Source organism: Streptomyces sp. NPDC054765 (assembly GCF_053612065.1).
The window spans coordinates 55,063-73,591 of the sequence record NZ_JBSHBP010000018.1; the positions used below are offsets into that span (position 1 = coordinate 55,063).

The 18,529-nt window shown below is 73.1% G+C and carries 13 protein-coding genes and 1 pseudogene; 7 read left to right on the forward strand and 7 right to left on the reverse strand.

Features of this window, described 5'->3' with window-relative positions:
* The first annotated feature begins 31 nt into the window (after nucleotides 1-31).
* From ACWGJY_RS14410 to ACWGJY_RS14420, 3 genes and pseudogenes are all read left to right on the forward strand, one after another.
* Complete coding sequence (locus ACWGJY_RS14410; protein ID WP_453261113.1) at nucleotides 32-1,621, forward strand: sugar ABC transporter ATP-binding protein; 1,590 nt, start codon at nucleotides 32-34, stop codon at nucleotides 1,619-1,621.
* A gap of 1 nt (nucleotide 1,622) precedes the next feature.
* Nucleotides 1,623-3,646: pseudogene (locus ACWGJY_RS14415) on the forward strand (ABC transporter permease/substrate-binding protein).
* A 107-nt stretch (nucleotides 3,647-3,753) separates the two neighbouring features.
* The gene (locus ACWGJY_RS14420) at nucleotides 3,754-4,674 is read left to right on the forward strand and encodes a ribokinase (protein ID WP_453261181.1); all 921 of its coding nucleotides are present in this window, start codon (nucleotides 3,754-3,756) and stop codon (nucleotides 4,672-4,674) included.
* A 150-nt stretch (nucleotides 4,675-4,824) separates the two neighbouring features.
* On the opposite strand, the gene ACWGJY_RS14425 is transcribed toward ACWGJY_RS14420, so the two are convergent.
* Complete coding sequence (locus ACWGJY_RS14425; protein WP_453261114.1) at nucleotides 4,825-6,231, reverse strand: nitrilase-related carbon-nitrogen hydrolase; 1,407 nt, start codon at nucleotides 6,229-6,231, stop codon at nucleotides 4,825-4,827.
* Between the two features lie 307 nt (nucleotides 6,232-6,538).
* Here ACWGJY_RS14425 and ACWGJY_RS14430 point away from each other — a divergent pair, with 307 nt between their 5' ends.
* Nucleotides 6,539-6,826 (forward strand): DUF4158 domain-containing protein, encoded by a 288-nt coding sequence (locus ACWGJY_RS14430; protein WP_453261182.1) that lies wholly within the window; start codon nucleotides 6,539-6,541, stop codon nucleotides 6,824-6,826.
* A gap of 177 nt (nucleotides 6,827-7,003) precedes the next feature.
* Here ACWGJY_RS14430 and ACWGJY_RS14435 read toward each other — a convergent pair whose 3' ends face one another.
* From ACWGJY_RS14435 to ACWGJY_RS14445, 3 genes are all read right to left on the reverse strand, one after another.
* The gene (locus tag ACWGJY_RS14435; RefSeq protein ID WP_453261115.1) at nucleotides 7,004-8,128 is read right to left on the reverse strand and encodes a hypothetical protein; all 1,125 of its coding nucleotides are present in this window, start codon (nucleotides 8,126-8,128) and stop codon (nucleotides 7,004-7,006) included.
* 401 nt (nucleotides 8,129-8,529) lie between these two features.
* Entirely contained in the window at nucleotides 8,530-9,921 is a 1,392-nt protein-coding gene (locus tag ACWGJY_RS14440) for a pyroglutamyl peptidase (RefSeq protein WP_453261116.1), read from the reverse strand.
* Nucleotides 9,922-10,228: 307 nt separating this feature from the next.
* Nucleotides 10,229-10,996 (reverse strand): TetR/AcrR family transcriptional regulator, encoded by a 768-nt coding sequence (locus ACWGJY_RS14445; protein WP_453261117.1) that lies wholly within the window; start codon nucleotides 10,994-10,996, stop codon nucleotides 10,229-10,231.
* A 140-nt stretch (nucleotides 10,997-11,136) separates the two neighbouring features.
* Between ACWGJY_RS14445 and ACWGJY_RS14450 the strand changes: the two genes are divergently transcribed.
* A complete protein-coding gene (locus ACWGJY_RS14450) occupies nucleotides 11,137-13,698 on the forward strand; it encodes a beta-glucosidase (protein WP_453261118.1) in 2,562 nt (853 codons plus the stop codon).
* A gap of 113 nt (nucleotides 13,699-13,811) precedes the next feature.
* Here ACWGJY_RS14450 and ACWGJY_RS14455 read toward each other — a convergent pair whose 3' ends face one another.
* The 3 genes from ACWGJY_RS14455 to ACWGJY_RS14465 form a co-directional block, all read right to left on the reverse strand.
* The gene (locus tag ACWGJY_RS14455) at nucleotides 13,812-14,510 is read right to left on the reverse strand and encodes a DUF4097 family beta strand repeat-containing protein (RefSeq protein WP_453261119.1); all 699 of its coding nucleotides are present in this window, start codon (nucleotides 14,508-14,510) and stop codon (nucleotides 13,812-13,814) included.
* Nucleotides 14,511-14,632: 122 nt separating this feature from the next.
* Complete coding sequence (locus ACWGJY_RS14460; RefSeq protein WP_453261120.1) at nucleotides 14,633-15,679, reverse strand: aldose epimerase family protein; 1,047 nt, start codon at nucleotides 15,677-15,679, stop codon at nucleotides 14,633-14,635.
* A 57-nt stretch (nucleotides 15,680-15,736) separates the two neighbouring features.
* Complete coding sequence (locus tag ACWGJY_RS14465; protein WP_453261121.1) at nucleotides 15,737-16,639, reverse strand: SGNH/GDSL hydrolase family protein; 903 nt, start codon at nucleotides 16,637-16,639, stop codon at nucleotides 15,737-15,739.
* A gap of 323 nt (nucleotides 16,640-16,962) precedes the next feature.
* Between ACWGJY_RS14465 and ACWGJY_RS14470 the strand changes: the two genes are divergently transcribed.
* Together ACWGJY_RS14470 and ACWGJY_RS14475 are read left to right on the forward strand one after the other, a co-directional pair.
* Entirely contained in the window at nucleotides 16,963-17,457 is a 495-nt protein-coding gene (locus tag ACWGJY_RS14470; protein ID WP_453261122.1) for a DUF3145 domain-containing protein, read from the forward strand.
* A 79-nt stretch (nucleotides 17,458-17,536) separates the two neighbouring features.
* Entirely contained in the window at nucleotides 17,537-18,427 is an 891-nt protein-coding gene (locus ACWGJY_RS14475; RefSeq protein ID WP_453261123.1) for an NAD(P)-dependent oxidoreductase, read from the forward strand.
* Nucleotides 18,428-18,529 lie beyond the last annotated feature (102 nt).

The window sequence follows — 18,529 nt, forward strand, 5'->3', positions numbered from 1 at the left end:
AGAACCACCGAGGAAGAGAGAGGGGCAGCGCATGACCGGCGTCAACGACGACGAACCGGGCGGCCGCGAACTGCTGCGCGTGGAGGGGGTGACGAAGTCGTTCCCGGGCGTCCGCGCCCTGGACGGTGTGGACCTGACCCTGCGCACCGGCGAGGTGCACGTCCTGCTCGGCGAGAACGGTGCGGGCAAGAGCACCCTCATCAAGATGCTCTCCGGCGCCCACCGCCCCGACGGGGGCCGCATCCTCGTGGACGGCGACGAGGTCACCATCCGTTCGGCGCAGGACGCCGAGCGGCTCGGCATCGCCACCATCTACCAGGAGTTCAACCTCGTCCCCGGACTGACCGTCGCCGAGAACATCTTCCTGGGCCGCCAGCCGCGCACCGCGCTCGGCCTGGTCGACCGCAAGACGATGCGGGCACGGGCCGCCGAGCTGCTGCGGCGCGTACGCCTCGACGTCTCCCCGGACACCCCGGTCGCCGAACTGGGCATCGCCCGCCTCCAGATGGTCGAGATCGCCAAGGCGCTCAGCCTGGACGCGCGCGTCCTGATCATGGACGAGCCGACCGCGGTCCTGACCTCCGAGGAGGTCGAGACCCTCTTCGGGATCGTCCGCGAGCTGCGGGAGTCCGGGGTGGGCGTCATCTTCATCACCCACCACCTGGAGGAGATCGGCGCGCTCGGCGACCGGGTCACGGTCCTGCGCGACGGCCGCTCCGTCGAGGAGGTGCCGGCCTCGGCGGACGAGGACGAGCTGATCCGCCTCATGGTGGGCCGCGACATCGCCGAGCAGTACCCGCGCCAGCGGCCCGGGGCACCGGGCGCGCCCCTGCTGCGCGTCCGTGGCCTGACCCGCAACGGCACGGTGGCCGGGCCGGTCTTCGAGGGCATCGACTTCGAGGTGCGGGCGGGCGAGGTCGTGGGCCTCGCCGGGCTGGTCGGCGCGGGCCGCACCGAGGTGGTCCGGGCGGTCTTCGGCGTCGACCGCTATGACGCCGGCACGGTCGAGATCGACGGCAAGGAACTGGCCCGCGGCGATGTCCGCGCCGCCATGCGTGCCGGGCTCGGTCTCGTACCGGAGGACCGCAAGGGCCAGGGCCTGGTCCTGGACGCCTCTCTCCAGGACAACCTGACCCTCGCCCGGCTCGACCGCGACACCCGCGGCGGACTGGTCGACCGCGGCGCGCAGCGGCGCGAAGCGGCCACCGTCGCCGAGCAGTTGAAGGTCCGGATGAGCGGGCTGGGGCAGAGTGCCCGCACCCTCTCCGGCGGCAACCAGCAGAAGATCGTCATCGGCAAATGGCTGCTGGCGGACACCAGGGTGCTGATCCTCGACGAGCCGACGCGCGGTATCGACGTCGGCGCCAAGGTCGAGATCTACCAGCTCATCAACGAGCTGACGGCGTCCGGCCGGGCGGTGCTGATGATCTCCAGCGATCTGCCCGAGGTGCTCGGCATGAGCGACCGGGTGCTGGTGATGTCACAGGGCCGGCTGGCCGGTGAGCTGCCGGCCGCGGAGGCCACCCAGGACGCCGTGATGGAGCTGGCGCTCCGGTCCCCGGACGGCACGAGCACGAAGAACAACGACGAGAGCGCGATGGAGGGCTCCGATGTCCACTGAGATGTCCACTGAGGTGAAGACAGGAGCCGCCGCCGAGGCGGTGGGACGGGCACCGGACCGGGACGGCTTGGGGACGTGGTTTTCCCGGGCGGTCCTCAGGAACGGCCCGCTCGGCGGACTGATCGCCCTGGTCGTGGTGATGGCGGTGCTGTCCAGGGACTTCCTCAACGGGCAGAACCTGCTCAATGTCGGCGTCCAGGCGTCGGTCACCGCGATCCTCGCCTTCGGCGTCACCTTCGTGATCGTCTCGGCCGGTATCGATCTGTCCGTCGGCTCGGTCGCCGGGCTCTCCGCCACCGTCGTCGCCTGGGCGGCCACCGGCGAGGGCCTGCCCGTCTGGACAGCGGTGCTGCTCGGCCTGGCGACCGGCGTGGTGGCCGGTCTGGTCTCCGGCGCACTGGTCGCCTACGGCCGACTGCCCGCCTTCATCGCCACGCTGGCGATGCTCTCGGTCGGCCGTGGTCTGGCCCTGGTCATCTCCGGCGGCTCGCCGATCGCCTTCCCCGGCTCGGTCGGTGCGCTCGGTGACACCCTCGGCGGCTGGCTGCCGGTGCCCGTACTCGTCATGATCGCGATGGGGCTGGTCGCCGCGCTGATCCTGGCCCGGACGTACGCCGGCCGGGCGATGTTCGCGATCGGTGGCAACGAGGAGGCGGCCCGGCTCTCCGGCATCAACGTCAAGCGCCGCAAGCTCGCCATCTACGCGCTGTCCGGGGTGTTCGCCGCGGTCGCCGGCATTGTGCTCGCCGCCCGGCTCACCTCCGCCCAGCCGCAGGCCGCCACCGGCTACGAGCTGGACGCGATCGCCGCCGTCGTCATCGGCGGCGCCAGCCTCTCCGGCGGCTCCGGCAAGGCCTCCGGCACCCTCATCGGCGCACTGATCCTCGCCGTCCTGCGCAATGGCCTCAACCTGCTGAGCGTCTCGGCGTTCTGGCAGCAGGTGGCCACCGGGCTGGTCATCGCGCTGGCGGTGCTCCTGGACACGCTGCGTCGCCGGAGCGCGCGATGAAGGCCCGGGTGAACATCAAGGGGAGCGCCTGGCGGAACGTCCGGGGGAGCGCCTGGCGGAACGTTGGGGGGAGCGCCTGGCGGAACGTCCGGGGGAGCGCCCGGATCAAGAGGGCGCTGGCGGCCGGACTGGCCGCGACCGCCGCCCTGGGGCTGGCCGGCTGCGACCGCGGCGGCAACACCGACCTGGGGCTCGCGCTGTCCACGATGAACAATCCGTTCTTCGTCGGCATCAAGAAGGGCGCCCAGGCCGAGGCGGACGCCCGCGGTCTGCACCTCAACATCACCGACGCGCAGAACGACCCCACCCAGCAGATCAACCAGATGGAGACGTTCACCAGCCAGAACGTCAAGGCGGCCATCATCAACCCGGTCGACTCCGACGCCGCCGTACCGGCCGTCGGCGTCGCCAACCGGGCGAAGGTGCCGGTCATCTCCATCGACCGCGGCGTCAACGGCGGCAAGGTCGGCTCGACCATCGCCTCCGACAACGTCGCGGGCGGCCGGCTCGCCGCGAAGACGCTGGCCGAATCGCTCGGCGGCAAGGGCAAGGTGGCCTTCCTGGAAGGCCAGGCCGGCACCTCCGCCGCCCGCGAGCGCGGCCAGGGTTTCGAGGAAGGCATCAAGAAGTACCCCGGCATCCAGGTCGTCGCCCGGCAGCCGGCCGACTTCGACCGCACCAAGGGCATGGACGTGATGTCCAACATGCTGCAGGCGCACCACGACATCGGCGGGGTGTTCGCGGCCAACGACGAGATGGCGCTGGGCGCGTCCAAGGCGCTCGGCGGCCGATCCGGCAAGGACGTGAAGGTGGTGGCGTTCGACGGCACACCGGACGGCGTCACGGCGGTCCGCAACGGCACACTGACCGCCACCGTCGCCCAGCAGCCGGAACTCCTCGGCAAGCAGGCCGTGGACTGGGCGCTCAAGGCCTCCCGTGGTGAGAAGCTGCCGCAGTCGGTCAGGGTGCCGGTGGTGCTGGTGACGGCGAAGAACGCCGCGAAGTTCGACGGCTGAGAGCGCGGCCCGGCGGGCCGCCGGACAACGACAGCGGGCCGCCGGACAACGACAGCGGGCCGCCGGACAACGACAGAGGAGAGAAGCGGGAGATGGGAGAGCGGTGCATGTATGACGTCCTGGTGGTCGGCTCGGCCAACGCGGATCTGACGGTGCGGGTCGCCCGGCGGCCCGGCGCGGGCGAGACCGTGACCGGCACGGACCTGGTCGAGTCGGCCGGCGGCAAGGGGGCCAACCAGGCGGCCGCCGCGGCCCGGATCGGCGGGCGCACCGCACTGCTGGCGCGCGTCGGCGGCGATGCCTACGGCGCACTGCTGCTGAGCGCCCAGCGCGACGCGGGCACCGATGTCTCGCCGGTGATCGTGGACGAGGCGGCCCGTACCGGCACCGCGATGATCATTGTCGACCCGGACGGCGACAACAGCATCGTGGTCTCGCCCGGCGCCAACGCCGCCCTCACCCCGCAGGACGTGGCGGCGGCGAAGGACACCATCGCCGCCGCCTCGGTGGTCTCGCTCCAGCTGGAGATCCCCATGGAGTCCGTACGGGCCGCCGCCACGGCCGCCGAGCAGGCCGGCACCCGCGTCGTCCTCAACCCCTCCCCGGCACCCGAGGCGGCCGCGCTGGCCCCCGAACTGCTCGCGGTGGCCGATCCGTTGGTCGTCAACGAGCACGAGGCGCGGCAGCTCTCCGGGCTCACCGACGGCACCCCCGCCCAGTGGGCGCAGGCCCTGCGCGACCGGGGCGCCCGCTCCGTCGTGGTCACCCTCGGCGGCGACGGCGCACTGGTCCTGGACGCCTCGGGAGCCGCGCAGGTCCCGGGCGTACGGGTCAAGGCCGTGGACACCACCGGCGCCGGCGACGCCTTCACCGGCGCCCTCGCCACCCGCCTGGCCCGCGGCGACACCCTGCCCGAGGCGGCCCGCTTCGCCGTACGGGTGGGCGCCGCCGCCGTCACCAAACCGGGCGCCCAGCCGTCCTACCCGACCCGGGCGGAGCTGGCGGAACTGGCGCCCGAGCTGCCGTAGGGCTGATGCCGGTGGGGCCGGTGGGGCCGGTGGGGCCGGTGGGGCCGGTGGGGCCAGGGCGGCCGGGGCGGGCGTGGCCGCAGGGCTGACGAGGTAGGGCCGGTGGCGGCCGCAGGACTGACGCGGTACGGCCGGGGGCGGCGGGGCACGTCACCGCCCGTCCGGCTCCTTCGGTCCGTAGAGCGCATGGTCCGCGCCGGTCGCCAGGGCCCAGTAGCGGTCGCCGTAGGACCAGTGCCACCACTCGGTGGGGTAGTTGACGAGTCCGGCGGCGTGGAGCGCGGCGTTCAGCACCCGCCGGTTGGCGCGGGCGGCGGGCGTCAGATCCGGCGCACCCGTGTAGCAGGCGCCGTCGCTCTCCTCGGGGGAGGCGTTGACCGGTGTCCCCATGTCGACTTCTTCGCCCGCTGTGGTGACGAGGGTGAGATCCACCGCGCCGCCGGCGCAGTGCGGTGCGATCCCGGGCGGCGACACATAGCGGCTGGCGGCCCGGTGGATGCGTGCGGCATCCCAGTCGGGGTGCGCGGCGCGCAGTTCCTCCGTGTACTCCTCGAAGTAGCGCCGCTGCAGCCCCGGCGGCCGGTAGCCCTCGACGAGCTGCAGCCGCAGCCCGTCCGGCAGTGCCTTCTGCGCCGTCAGCAGCCGCTGCAGCACCCCCTCCCGCAGCTGAGCGAAGGCGCCCCCGTCGTCGTGCCGGAGCCCGGCCACCAGCAGCTCGGGCGCCGTGGTCCGCACGTCCACCAGCGGCTGACCGCACTCCTGGACGGGGATCGCGGCCACCGCCGGGTCCGCCATCAGCGTGAGGTGCTCGCGGACGTCACTCAGCACCAGCTCCGCACCGTCACCCGGCACCGGCCCGGTCCACTCGGCGGCCGCCGCCACCCGCTCGCCGGACGGCAGCCAGGCGCCGCTGAGGCCGCACGCCGAAGCGGCGGGCCCGGTGCCCGTGCCGTTGGCGAGCAGCACGTGCAGCCCGTGGTCCCGGGCCAGTTGCCCGTACTGCGCCACCCGCTCCGCCGTGTCGTGGAAGGAGCTGGCCAGATACACCCGGCAGCCGTCGGCCGCGGCCCGCGCCGGGACATCGGGGAAGCTGTTGTCGAAGCAGGTGGCGAGCGCGAACCGGATGCCGCCCAGGATGAAGCGGCCGTCGGCGGCGCCCGGTGCGAAGAGCGCGCTCTCGTCCTCTCCCGCCGTGCCGGACAGATGAACCTTGTCGTAGCGGGTGAGCAGCGCGCCGTCCGGTCCGAGGACGAACGACGAGATCGTCGGACGGGCCCCGTCACCGGCGCCACGGCCTGCCGCATTCACGACCGCGGCGGCTCCCGTCGCCCGGCACGCCGCCCGTACGGGGGCCAGCCGGGCATCGTCGTCCGTGACCGTCATGCCCGTCGGGTCGGCGGCTATCAGGGACAGGTCGTAGTGCGTCAGCGCGAGTTCGGAGAAGACCACCAGACCCGCGCCGCGCCCGGCGGCCTCGGTGATCAGCGCGGCCATCCGCGCGGCGTTGGCTGTGATGTCGCCCGGTACGGGCGTGAATTGAGCGGCGGCAATGATCATTCGCCCATGATGCCCGGGGACAGGGAGGGACAGGGAGGGGACAGAGCAGGGACAGGGCAGGGGCGGGCGGCTTTCGGCCGCGCCGGCGCCCGCCCGCGTCCGGGAGGTCCCTCTCCCCTTGTGGGGGGGCAGCCGAGATACGGCCGAAAGGGATAGCAGCGCGGGCTTGAGCGGGTGACCGGTGCCTCTGCTCGCCCGTTGCCGCCGCGTGCAGGGCTCTCATACGGGCTGAGGGCTGCCCTGGTACGGTCCCGCGCGGAAGCGGTCGTTTTCGTGAGCGAGGGCGGGGACCGGCGGCGTGACGTCGATGGAACGGACCGCGTATCCGCGTGTCAAGCGGCTGATGTCCGCGCGGGAGATGCACGTCTTCGCCACGCCCAAGCCCGAGGAAGCGGCCTGGGCGCGGGAGCGGACCCGCTTCGATGAGCACCTGCTCGCCCTTACCCTGGCGCTGAAGTGCTTCCAGAAGCCCGGCGTGCACTGCGTGACCCGAACGCCGCGGAGGAGTACCGGGCGGCAGGGCACGTGGGTAGGTCTGTACGACGAAGGCCCCCGCGGGGGGACCGGGAGAGGCGGCCCTTGTGCGGGATCGTAGGGGTCCACATGGAGCCGTCGGTCACGCCCTGGTGAACGCCGGCGACTCTGCGGCGGAATTGCGCAGGGCGGGCCTGCCGGATGCTGGTCACTGGTCGGTAGGAGGCGGATACGGCCCGGCGACTGGACCACCCACCGCCACTTGCCCCAAGCCGTAAGCGCACCCGGCCCATCTCACTCAATCGACACCCAACTGCTCCTTGAGCTCGGCCAGCGGAAACCGGGCATCGGCGCCGAACGCCCGGACAGCCTCCGCCAAGGCCGCCAACACCGCGTGGAGAGGAGTACGTAGCAACGCGGCGTAGAGGGTCCCCACGGCCCGGCGCACCGGGGAGTCTTCGTCGACTCCGGCCCGCAGCATGGGCGCGATCCGCGGCGGCACACGGGGTTCGGACTGCAACCGTTCCCAGGCCACGCCCACCAAGTGGAAGGGCGGGGGAAGTGCCTCGCCCGCTTCCACGGCATCCAGCGCGGGCGCCACCCAGTCCAGCTCGGCGATGCCGATTTCCTGGTAGGCACGGCGCGCCACCCAGCCGGCGATCTCGCGCTGTCTGTCCAGGCTCACGGCGGCGAGCGCCCTGGTCAACTCCTTCTCCGCCAGGGCCACGTCACGCGCTTCTCCGCCTATCCCCCTCATGGCCGGGCTGGGCAGCGTCCCGCCCCACGGTGCGGCCTCGGCGGCCTCCTCGGCGGCCATCTCGGCCGCAACCCGCTCTCCCTCCCTGTTCCATTCGTCCAGCTCCGCCTTCCACCGGGCCTCCTCGTCCGGATCGGGCAGTACCGGGGGCGGTAGCGTGCTGACGCGCTTGTGCCAGTAGCCGGCGAGTTCACTGGTCTGCTTGACCACCTGGTCCGGCGCTAGCGGGCAAGGCCAGAACTGAAGCAGGTAACGGTCGATCATCGGCTCATCGTCGTCCCGACTGTGCGCGTCGGCCGCGCGGTCCATCCCGGACGCCGAGTACCGGACCCGGTAGTCCGTATCCGCCAGACCCAGGTCCCAGGAGTCCCCGCCTCCCCACTCCACCAGCGAGGCGCTCCCGACCGGACGGTACGGCGCCTCGACGATCTCCTCCCACCCCTCGTCCACAGCCGGCCGTTCGTCGTGCACTTCGACCCGGAAACCGACCCCGCCGTAGTGCAGTCCGGTCGTCAACCACAGCGTGCCCGGCCAGGCTGCGCCGCACAGCCCGTTGCATTGGCCGCCGAACGTGTCCTTCATGTCACCGAACGGGGACGCGTCCTTGCTTTCCACGTAGATCTGGCTGTACGACACGTCGACTTCGTCATCCAGCACCGTCCGCACGTTGGATCTCCTCTCCGTTGCGAAGGCCGCTCACTCCGGGGCGGCCCCGGTCGTCTCCCATGTTGCATCGCCCCACTGACAGAGCCTATGGACGCGAACCGCGGGCCATCGCCGTGCCGGCCGGCGTTTGTCACCAGCGCGAGCATCTTTTGCCCCTTCGACCACCAGGCGCAGCTTGCTGGTGTGTACGCCGCGCGAGCGCCTCAGGGTGTGGTCGGCAGGCTCCCCGGTCGGCGGCTCGGCCTGCGTCCGCGCGTCGCACCGGGCGCCTGCGGCGTGCTGGTGGGGCGGGTGACAGGGAATACGTAATTCTGTGTCACATCAGGAGAACGTCCGCGGAATGTCCACACATCCGGGTCGCCTCCGCCGCCTCCGCCGCCTCCGCCGTCAAGATCGCCCTGCTATCCCTTCGGGCTGTATCTCGGCTGACCCTCTTGTGCGGCCCGTGCCGCCGTGGCCTGAGAGGCCGCGGTGGCACGGGAGGCCGCCGCGGCCTGTGAGGCTGCCGTGTCCCGTGCCGCCGCTGTGGCTTGTGAGGCCGCCACCGTCACGATCGCCCGCACCTGCCCGGTGATCGCCACCCGGTTGTGTACGAAGACCGGGTCGGTGACCTGCCCGTTCGCCGGATCCGTGTTGCCGGGGCCGAACTCCAGCACCGGGGTGTGCAGATGCCCGCCCGGCAGCGTCGGCCGCACCGCATCCCTCAGCAGGGTCGCCCGGTAGGCGATCTCATTGGACAGATAGTCCCCGCCGCCCCCGGCACGGGCCGTGGACCCCGGCGTCGGGCCGTCCGGCCGGTCGACCGGTTCGGTGGCACCCGCGGGAATCTCGGTGACCTCGGTGTGGTCGGCCACCGGGAACGGCCCGGTCCCGGCCGTCACGATGCGGGCGTACGGCAGGCTGGTGGTCGTCCACTGCGGCTGCGGCAGCACGGTCGGCACCCCCGCCGGGACCGGCACGGTCTCCGTACGGGATTCCCGGACGTTGTCCGGATAGCCGCCCCGCCAGGCCCCGTTGGTCCGCTCGACATCGAACCGTCCGGGCCGCCCCTGGCTGATCGTCGTGAACAGATCGGCCTGCCGCGGCCCGCTCCGGAACTGCGGCAGCAGCGTGCGCTCCACCGTGCCGTCCGCGAAGTCGGCCCACCGCACGGGGAAGACCGCGGTCTCGATCCGGGCCGGCCGGCCCGAGGCGGTGCGCACCGTCGTCCCGTCCAGCGCCAGCGCCGCCGCCCCCGACGGATTGCTGCGCCGCGCATCGGCGTCCAGCTGGAACGGGTCGAAGCCGGTCAGCACGATCCGCAGTACGTGCTTGCCGGCGGGCAGGTCGATCGAGTCCTGGCCGCGCGAGCCCCGCTCCAGCGACCCGAGGAGGGCGTTGCGCCGGGGCTCGGTCAGTCCGAAGTCCGGCCGCCACTGCCGTAGTTGCTTCGTCATTCCCAGCCGTGCCCAGTACAGCGGCCGGTCGTCGTCCCGGCTCAGATCGCCGCCGTCGGGCCCGCGGCCCTGGGCCCGGTCCACGGCGCGTCGCCACAGCGCCCGCCCCTCGGCGGCGACATAGCGCCGGGCTTCCTCGTACGTGGCCATGCCCGCCAGCCCGCGCCCGAACTCCCGCTCCGCCGCATCGAATCCGCTGCGCCGCAGGATCTCCTGCGGCGCGGCCTGGCTCAGCCGCCCTTCCTCCACCGTGACATCCGCCGGGGCGGCCGCGGTGGCCGGTGCCGTCAGGGACAGCGGGGCGACGGCCAGCAGCGTGACCCCGAGCGCGCCCATCCTGGTGCGTATGCGTCTCATGGGGGCGAGTAAAGCGGTGCGCGCCGCGGGGCGGTAGAGGTCCGCCGCGGGGCGGTAGGGGTCCGGCGTGGGCCGGCCGGCGACCCTGGTCCCGGTCCGTCCTCTGTCCCCGGCGCGGCCCTGGCCCCGGCCCGAGCTTCCGGTTCCGGTCCGGCCTCCACCCCCGGGAGGTCCCTGCCCCGGTCCGGCCTCCACCCCGGGAGGCCCCTGCCCCGGCCCCGCCTCCACCTCCGAGAGGCCCCTGCCCCGGCCCGGAAATCATGACCGAATCCTGCCCTTGCCCCCGTTGCCCGCCGGAGCTACCGGATCAGTCCGCGCCAGACCCCTCACCCGGCTCCTCATCCGGCTCCCCGCTCGGCTCCTCGTCCGGCCCCTCCGCCGTCCCCTCACCCGTCCCCTCACCCGTCCCCCCGGCCTCGTCCTGCCCCTCCCCGCCTTCGAGCAGCGCCAGGAAGTCCCGGAAGGCCGTCGGCATGTCCACCTCTTCCGGGTCCAGCAGCCACTGCAGTTGCAGCCCGTCCATCACGGCGACCAGCAGTGGCGCCACCCGTTCCGGGGACAGACCGCCGGGCAGGGTGTCGCCGTACTCGGCCCGCAGCACCTCGGCCATCGACGCCCGTACGGCGCGGAACCGGGATTCGAAGAAGGCGCGGGCGGGGTGGTCCTCGGTGACGCTGTCGGCGGACAGCACCGTGTAGGTCTGGACGATGCCGGGGCGGGTGGCGTTGTAGTCGACGAGCTGGGCGAGGGCGTCGGTGCGCCAGGCGGTGGTCGTCGCGGCGGCCGAGGCCAGGTCCCAGCGGTCGCGTGCCTCCAGCACGCCGACCAGGAGCAGTTCCTTCGTCGGGAAGTGGTGCAGCAGCCCCTGCTGGGTCAGTCCGGCGCGTTCGGCGACGGCGGCGAGCGAGGTACGGCGGTAGCCGCGTTCGGCGATGAGCTGCATGGCGGCCTCCAGGATGGTCTCGCGCCGCTCCGCGCGCTGGGCCTCCCGCCCGCCGCCGCCCCGCCGGGCGCCCGCCCCGCCGCCGCGGAGGGGTCCGTCGTGGCGGGGTCCGTCGTGCTCTCGTGCAGTCACCGGCCGAGGGTAACTCTCGCGTGGAGATCCCGTACGACTGAGGTAACAGAAAAGTAACGACACCTACCGGCCGGGAGGTAGCACGGCAAGAATCCGGACAGGGGGCCCGCACGTCCATTCAGGGAGCACCGGAGAGCCGTATGACCGACGCCCAGCCCCACGACCCCACCGATGCCGACACCCACCATCCGGCCCGTGCCCGCGCGCGCGACCACACCGCGGCCGTGGAGCGTGCGCTCGCCGCGCTCGACCTCGACACCAAGGTCCGGCTGCTGTCCGGCCAGGACATGTGGACCCTGCCGGCCGTGCCCGCGATCGGGCTGCGGTCGCTGGTGATGTCGGACGGCCCGGTCGGGGTGCGGGGCCAGGAGTGGAACGCCGAGGACCCCTCGGTCGCGCTGCCCAGTCCCACGGCGCTGGCCGCCACCTGGGACCCCGGGCTCGCCCGCCGGGCCGGCCACCTCCTGGCCCAGGAAGCCCGCCGCAAGGGCGTGCACGTGCTCCTCGCGCCGACCGTCAACCTCCACCGCTCACCGCTGGGCGGCCGTCACTTCGAGTGCTACGCGGAAGACCCGCTGCTCACCGGAGCGATCGGCGCCGGGTATGTACGCGGTGTGCAAGAGGGCGGCGTCGGTACGGCGGTCAAGCACTTCGTCGGCAATGACGCCGAGACCGACCGGCTCACCGTCGACAACCACATCGCCCCGCGCCCGCTGCGCGAGCTCTATCTCGCGCCCTTCGAACACCTCGTCAAACACGCCCGCCCCTGGGCCGTCATGACCGCCTACAACCGCGTCAACGGCGCGACGATGACCGAACACCGCGCCCTCGTGCAGGACGTCCTCCGCGGGGAATGGGGCTTCGACGGCGTCAATGTCTCCGACTGGACGGCCGCCCGCCACACCGTGCGCGCCCTGCGCGGCGGCCTGGACGTGGCGATGCCGGGGCCACGGACGGTCTACGGGGCGCCGCTCGCCGAGGTCGTCCGCGCGGGTGAGGTGGCCGAGTCGGAGGTGGACGACGCGGTGCGCCGGGTGCTGCTGCTCGCCGCCCGTACCGGATGTCTGGACGGGGTGCCGCCCGCGGTCGGTCCGGCCGGTGTGCCGCAGGGGATCGACGGCCGGGCGATGGCCCGCGAGATCGCCCGGCGGGGGTGCGTACTGCTGCGCAACGAGCCGGTGGGCGGGGCCCGTCGGGCGCTGCCGCTCGACCCGGCGGCCGTCCGCAGGGTCGCCGTGATCGGGGCGGCCGCCCGCGACGCACGGGTGCTCGGCGGCGGGTCCGCGACCGTCTTCCCCGACGCGGTGGTCTCCCCGCTGGAGGGGCTGCGCGCCGCGCTCCCCGAAGAGGTCGAGGTCACCTTCTCGGCCGGCGCCGAGCCCCGCACCCGGGTTCCGTACGCCCGCGACGGCTTCACACTGCGCGCCCGCTATCTGGGCGCCGACGGTGAACTGCTCGCCGAGACGGCGCAGTCCGACGGCAAGGTGCAGCTGATGGGCCGCTTCCCCGAGGGCGTCACCCGGCAGAACCTGAGCGCCGTCGAGCTGACCGGCAGCTGCACCCCGCGGACCACCGGCAGCCACACCCTCGCCGTCTCCGGCACCGGCGAGCTGCGGCTGACCGTCGGCGGTTCGGTCCTCTTCGACGGCCGGTGCGCACCGGACGGCAACGGCGCCTTCGAGGCGTTCCTGCACCCCGTCGAGCGGCGGCTGACGGCGCAGCTGACGGCGGGCGAGAGCGTCGGGGTCACCCTGCGGTTCGTGCCCGGGGGCCCGGGGCCGGGCGAGGGCCTGGACGGGCTGAACTTCGCCCTGGGCCACCACGAACCGCAGCCCGACGCCGATGCGGAGATCGCCGAGGCGGTCCGCGCCGCGGCCGCCGCCGATGTCGCGCTCGTGGTCGTCGCCACCACCGACGAGATCGAGTCCGAGGGTTTCGACCGCCGCGATCTGCGGCTGCCCGGCCGCCAGGACGAGCTGGTCACCCGGGTCGCCGCCGCCAATCCGCACACCGTCGTGGTCGTCAACTCCGGTTCCCCGGTGGAGCTTCCTTGGCGCGAGCGGGTCCCCGCCGTGCTGCTGAGCTGGTTCCCCGGCCAGGAGGCCGGCGCGGCGCTGGCCGATGTCCTGCTCGGCGCCCATGAGCCGGGCGGCCGGCTCCCCACCACCTGGCCGGCCCGCCTCGCCGATGCCCCGGTCACCACCGTCACCCCGGACGACGGCCAACTCACCTACTCCGAAGGGGTGTACATCGGCTATCGCGGCTGGCAGCGGTGCGCGTCCGCGCCCGCCTACCCCTTCGGCCACGGACTCGGCTACACCGACTGGGAGTACGAGTCGCTGGACACCACGCCGGACTCGGTGCGGGTGCGGGTGCGCAACGCGGGTGACCGGCCCGGCCGCGAGGTCGTCCAGCTCTATCTGGCGCCCACCGCGGACGCCGCCCCTGACGCCCCGGAGCGCCCGGCCCGCTGGCTGGCCGGGTTCGCCGTCGTCGAGGCCGGTCCCGGTGAGAGCGCCGAGGCCGAAATCCCGCTGCTGGACCGGGCCTTCGAGGTCTGGGAAGCGGGTGCCGGCGACGCGGCAGGGGACGGCGGGACGGCGCAGGACGGCGGCTGGCGCCGGGTCAAGGGCGTCTACCTCGTCGAGGCGGCGCACAGCATCGACGACCGGAGGCTGACCGCGGAGGTCACCGTCGGCTGACGGCGCCAGGGCCAGGGGCGGGGCGGGGGCGGGGGCACTTCCTCCCGGGGCGCGCTCCCTGAGCCCCCTGAGCCCCCTGAGCCCCCTGAGCCCGCTGAGCCCCCTGCGCCCCCTCATGAGGTCACCACCGACACATCACCGCCACTCGTCCGCGCCGTCACCTTGTGCGCCGAGCCCTTGTCCGTCGGCACGGAGACCTTGCGGGTGCCGCCGCTGGTCGTGGCGTTCACCGCATAGGAGCCCTTCGGCAGGCGGATGGTGACATTGCCTCCGCTGGTCCGGCCCGACACCTCGGCAGGTGCCGTGGACAGCGCGAGGTCGACATCTCCGCCGCTGGTCTTCGCGCTCGCGGTGCGGGCCGTGGAGTCCGCGACGGTGATATCGCCGCCGCTGGTCTCCGCGGTGATCCCGCCCGCGGCGCCGTGGACCGTGATGTCCCCGCCGCTGGTCCGCAGGTCGACCGAGGCGTTGCGCGGCAGCAGGACCCGGTAGCCCACCTCGCACTTGCGCCCCATGCCGCAGTCCGCGGCCTTGAGCGTCAGCCGGCCGTTTTTGACCTCGTGCTCCGGGGTCGGCTTCTGCTTGTTGTACGCGTATTTCTCCGTCACCTTGACCGACCCGCCGGCGTCGACCGGCACGACCTCGATGTCGCCGCCGTGCGTCGTCGCCGACAGCGCGGTGATCGTGCCCGGCACGGTGTACGTCCGCTCCGCCTTCTTCGTCGGGCCGTAGCCCGCCAGCGAGCAGCCGGTCGTCAGCACGGTCAACGCCGCACAGGACAGGACGAGATGAGGAAAGCGGAGGCGGGCCATGGCGAGAGGTCTCCCGGGGCAGGCAACGGACGGCAGTGACCGGACATCCGGTCACTGCTCATCGTTCCCGCTCCGCCGCCCCGTGGCATCGGCGCACAGTATGACCTGTACGTCCCCCGCCCTTAAGGGTTCCCCGCACTCCGCGGCCGCACCGAGAACGTGTACACGGTCTCCGACCGGTAGCTCTCGCCGGGCCGCAGCACCGTGCTGGGGAAGTCCGGGCGGTTCGGGGAGTCCGGGAAGTGCTGGGTCTCCAGGGCGATGCCGGCCGCCGGGCCGTAGGGGACGCCGGACGTACCGGTCAGGGTGCCGTCGAGGTGACCGGCCGTGTAGAGCTGCAGACCGGGCTCGGTGGTGGCCAGCTCCAGGGCGCGGCCCGAGCGCGGATCGTACAGCTCCGCAACCGTGCGCGGCGTCGCGCACACCCCGCCGTCCAGCGCGAAGTTGTGGTCGTACGCCCCGGCCACGGCGCGCGCCGCCCGGAAGTCGTAGCGGGTGCCGGCGACTTCGGCGGGCGGTCCGGGCAGCGGAATGCCGGTGCCGTCGACGGGCGTGTACCGGGACGCCGCCAGCCGCAGTTCGTGACCGGCGGCACTGCCGCTGCCGTCACCGCCCAGATTGAGGTAGGTGTGGTGGGTGAGATTGACGACGGTCGCTGCATCGGTCGTCGCGCGCGAGACGATGCGCAGCGCCCCGCCCGGGGAGAGCGTGTACGTCACGCGGACGTCCAGGGCGCCGGGGAAGCCTTCCTCGCCGTCCGGGCTGACCCGGTGCAGCTGCACACCCCCGTCGGTCTCCCGGGCGTCCCACACCACCCGGGAGAAGTTGCCCGGCCCGCCGTGCAGGCTGTGCCGCCCGTCGTTCGGGGTCAGCGCGCAGGTCCTGCCGTCGAGCGGGAAGGACGCTCCGGCGATCCGGTTCGCATACCGCCCGACCAGCGCGCCGAAGTGCGACCCGCCGTGCGCGGCATACGACGCGAGGTCCGCGAAGCCCAGCGCCAGCTGCCCCCGCGTCCCGTCCCGGTCCGGCGCCTCGACCGTCTGGACGATCCCGCCGTACGTGAGGATGCGGACCCGTACCCCGTCCGGGCCCGACTCCAGGGTCCAGCGGTCGACGCGGGTGCCGTCGTCCAGCGTGCCGAAGGGGTCCCTGCTGACCTGCGTCTCCATGCGCGTGAGCCTATGCCCGCGGCCCGGCGGGCCGCGCCCGGAGACCGCGCGCAGGTGCTACGGCCGGGCCCGGGTGACCGTACGGAACGCCATCGCGGCCAGTTCCTTCTGGCCGTTGGTACCGGGGTGGAACCAGTCCCAGGTGCTCAACTGGCGGCCGGTGAAGCGGTAGTCGAAGACCGACTTGTCGAAGCGGCACAGCGGGTCCTTGCCGCACACCTCGGCCAGCGCCGCGTTGTAGGCCACCACCTGCTCCCGCACCTTCGCCCGGCGGTCCTGCGCCGGCTTCGACAGATCGTCCGGATCGCGCAGCATGGAGCCGCAGATGCCCAGCTTCCAGACCTGCTTGCCGAGCGGGTTCTTGCGCCCCTCGGACCACAGCCGCAGCAGATCCGGGACCGCCGCGACATACACCTGGGTGTGCGGCAGGGCGCGCCGCAGAGACGTCATGGACCGCGCGAAGCCGGCACGGAAGGCGGCCTTCGGGGTCATCGTCCCGACGTCGTGCCGACAGGCGTCATTGGCGCCGATCAGGACCGTGACCAACTCGGGTCTGCGCTTGGCGGCCTCGGTGACCTGGTCCGGCAGATCGCTCATCAGCGCACCGGTCCGGGCGAAGTTCCAGCTGTGCGTGGCCGGGTGTCTGACCAGCCGTCGGGCGAGGCTGTCGACCTTGGGGTCGGTGCCGGTGGCCCAGGAGACCTGGGGGCAGTCGGAGAGCACCGTACAGGCGTCGAAGCCGACGGTGATCGAGTCGCCGAGCGCCGCGATCGAGCCGGGGTCGGTATGCCAGACGGGCGCCGGCCTGGCATGCCGCTTGTCCGGGTGCCGGCCGGAACCGCCGTCGGCGCTACAGGAGGTGAGGGCGATCACCAGCGCGGACGCGACGGCGACGGTGCGTGAGGAACGGCGGCCGAAGCGACTGCGCCGAGGGCGAAAGGGGCGGCCGATCCGCGTCATCCCCTGTCCCCCTCCGGCGTGCGAGTGATATCTCTTCGGGTACCGACGGTACGTCACCCGCTTGCCCGGCGCCGCGCGGTAGCTTTGCCCCGTGCCTGCCGGGCGGTGACCCGAAGTGGCTGGTGCAGTCGGCACAGACAAATTACATCACGTCATTTCCTGTCCCATTTGCGGCAAATTCCGCCTAATGGTGTTTACTGTAGGTCACCAGCATGCTGGTGCCGAAGTGACCACTGGGGCAGAATGGCAGCTGTCCCGGCCGCAACCGGAACGGGCACGAGGCCGCTGGGGAAGGCGAACCTCGAACCGCACTGGAGGTCCCGGTGACGACACGTGGAGTTCTGTACGTCCACTCCGCTCCGCGCGCGCTGTGCCCGCATGTCGAATGGGCCGTCGCGGGCGTCCTCGGTGTGCGCGTCAATCTCGACTGGATCCGCCAGCCGGCGTCCCCGGGCACCTGGAGAGCCGAGTTCTCCTGGCAGGGGGAGGCGGGCACGGCCTCCAAGCTGGCCTCCGCGCTGCGTGGCTGGCATCTGCTGCGCTTCGAAGTGACCGCGGAACCCTGCTCCACCGCCGAGGGCGAGCGCTACAGCTCCACCCCCGACCTGGGCATCTTCCACGCCGTCACGGGCATCCACGGTGACATCCTCATCCCCGAGGACCGGCTGCGGGCCGCGGTCGTCCGCGCGGCGCGCGGCGAGACCGAGCTGGCCGCCGAGGTCGACAAGCTCCTCGGCAAGCCCTGGGACGACGAACTGGAGCCGTTCCGCTACGCGGGCGAGGGTGCCCCGGTCCGCTGGCTCCACCAGGTCGTCTGACCGCACGGGGACCCCGCCCCGACACGCGGCGGCAGTTGCCGTGGAGCCCGCTGCACGGGACAGCCCTTAGCGTGCCGTCATGGCCGACAACAACTCTTCCGACGCTCTGTCCGTAGCGGTGCTCGGCACCGGAATCATGGGTGCGGCGATGGCCCGCAGTCTCGCCGGGGCCGGTCTCGACGTCCGTGCCTGGAACCGCACCCGCGCCAGGGCCGAGCCGCTGGCCGCCGACGGGATCCGGGTCGCCGGCACGCCCGCCGAGGCGGTGGACGGCGCCGATGTGGTCCTCACCATGCTGCTCGACGGCGAGGCCGTCCTCGCTGCGCTCCGGCAGGCCGCCGCGGCGCTGCCGGCCGGGGCCCTGTGGCTCCAGACGAGCACGGTGGGCATCGAAGCGCTGCCCGCGCTCGCCCGGTTCGCCGAGGAGCATCACCTGCGGTTCGTGGACTGCCCCGTCCTCGGCACCAAGGCGCCCGCGGAAAAGGGGGAGTTGACGATCCTCGCCGCGGGACCGCAGGACGTACGGGAGCGCGCCGGGCGGGTTTTCGACATCGTCGGGAGCCGGACCCGGTGGGTCGGTGCGGACGGTGCGAGCGGCGCCGCCAGCCGTCTCAAGCTCGTCGTCAACAACTGGGTGCTGACGGTCATCAACGGTACGGGTGAGTCCCTGGCGCTCGCCAGGGCGCTCGGCGTGGACCCGCACGACTTCCTCGGCGCGGTCGCCGGCGGGGCGCTCGACATGCCGTATCTGCGGCTGAAATCCGAGGCGATTCTGTCCGGGAATTTCTCCCCGAGCTTCACGGTGTCCGCGGCACGCAAGGACGCCCGGCTCATCCTGGAAGCCGCCGAGGACGGCGGGGTGCGGATGGATCTGGCGGCGGGGGCCGCGGAACGCCTGCGCCGGGCCGAGGCGCAGGGGCACGGCGAAGAGGACGCGGCCGCCGCGTACTTCGCCGGCTTCGACGGCTGAGACAGGCGAGGGGCGCCCCCCGGGGATGGGGCGCCCCGGGGGCCCCCCGGCCGGGTGGATAGCCGGCGCCGCACCACGGCACCCTCTTTGGGGCGCGCACCA

Bases quoted from the DNA above. Each gene is read 5' to 3' on its own strand.
- ACWGJY_RS14410 (WP_453261113.1), top strand. From the start codon at position 32: ATGACCGGCGTCAACGACGACGAACCGGGCGGCCGCGAACTGCTGCGC.
- ACWGJY_RS14420 (WP_453261181.1), top strand. From the start codon at position 3,754: ATGTATGACGTCCTGGTGGTCGGCTCGGCCAACGCGGATCTGACGGTG.
- ACWGJY_RS14425 (WP_453261114.1), bottom strand. From the start codon at position 6,231: ATGATCATTGCCGCCGCTCAATTCACGCCCGTACCGGGCGACATCACA.
- ACWGJY_RS14430 (WP_453261182.1), top strand. From the start codon at position 6,539: ATGGAACGGACCGCGTATCCGCGTGTCAAGCGGCTGATGTCCGCGCGG.
- ACWGJY_RS14440 (WP_453261116.1), bottom strand. From the start codon at position 9,921: ATGAGACGCATACGCACCAGGATGGGCGCGCTCGGGGTCACGCTGCTG.
- ACWGJY_RS14450 (WP_453261118.1), top strand. From the start codon at position 11,137: ATGACCGACGCCCAGCCCCACGACCCCACCGATGCCGACACCCACCAT.
- ACWGJY_RS14455 (WP_453261119.1), bottom strand. From the start codon at position 14,510: ATGGCCCGCCTCCGCTTTCCTCATCTCGTCCTGTCCTGTGCGGCGTTG.
- ACWGJY_RS14460 (WP_453261120.1), bottom strand. From the start codon at position 15,679: ATGGAGACGCAGGTCAGCAGGGACCCCTTCGGCACGCTGGACGACGGC.
- ACWGJY_RS14465 (WP_453261121.1), bottom strand. From the start codon at position 16,639: ATGACGCGGATCGGCCGCCCCTTTCGCCCTCGGCGCAGTCGCTTCGGC.
- ACWGJY_RS14475 (WP_453261123.1), top strand. From the start codon at position 17,537: ATGGCCGACAACAACTCTTCCGACGCTCTGTCCGTAGCGGTGCTCGGC.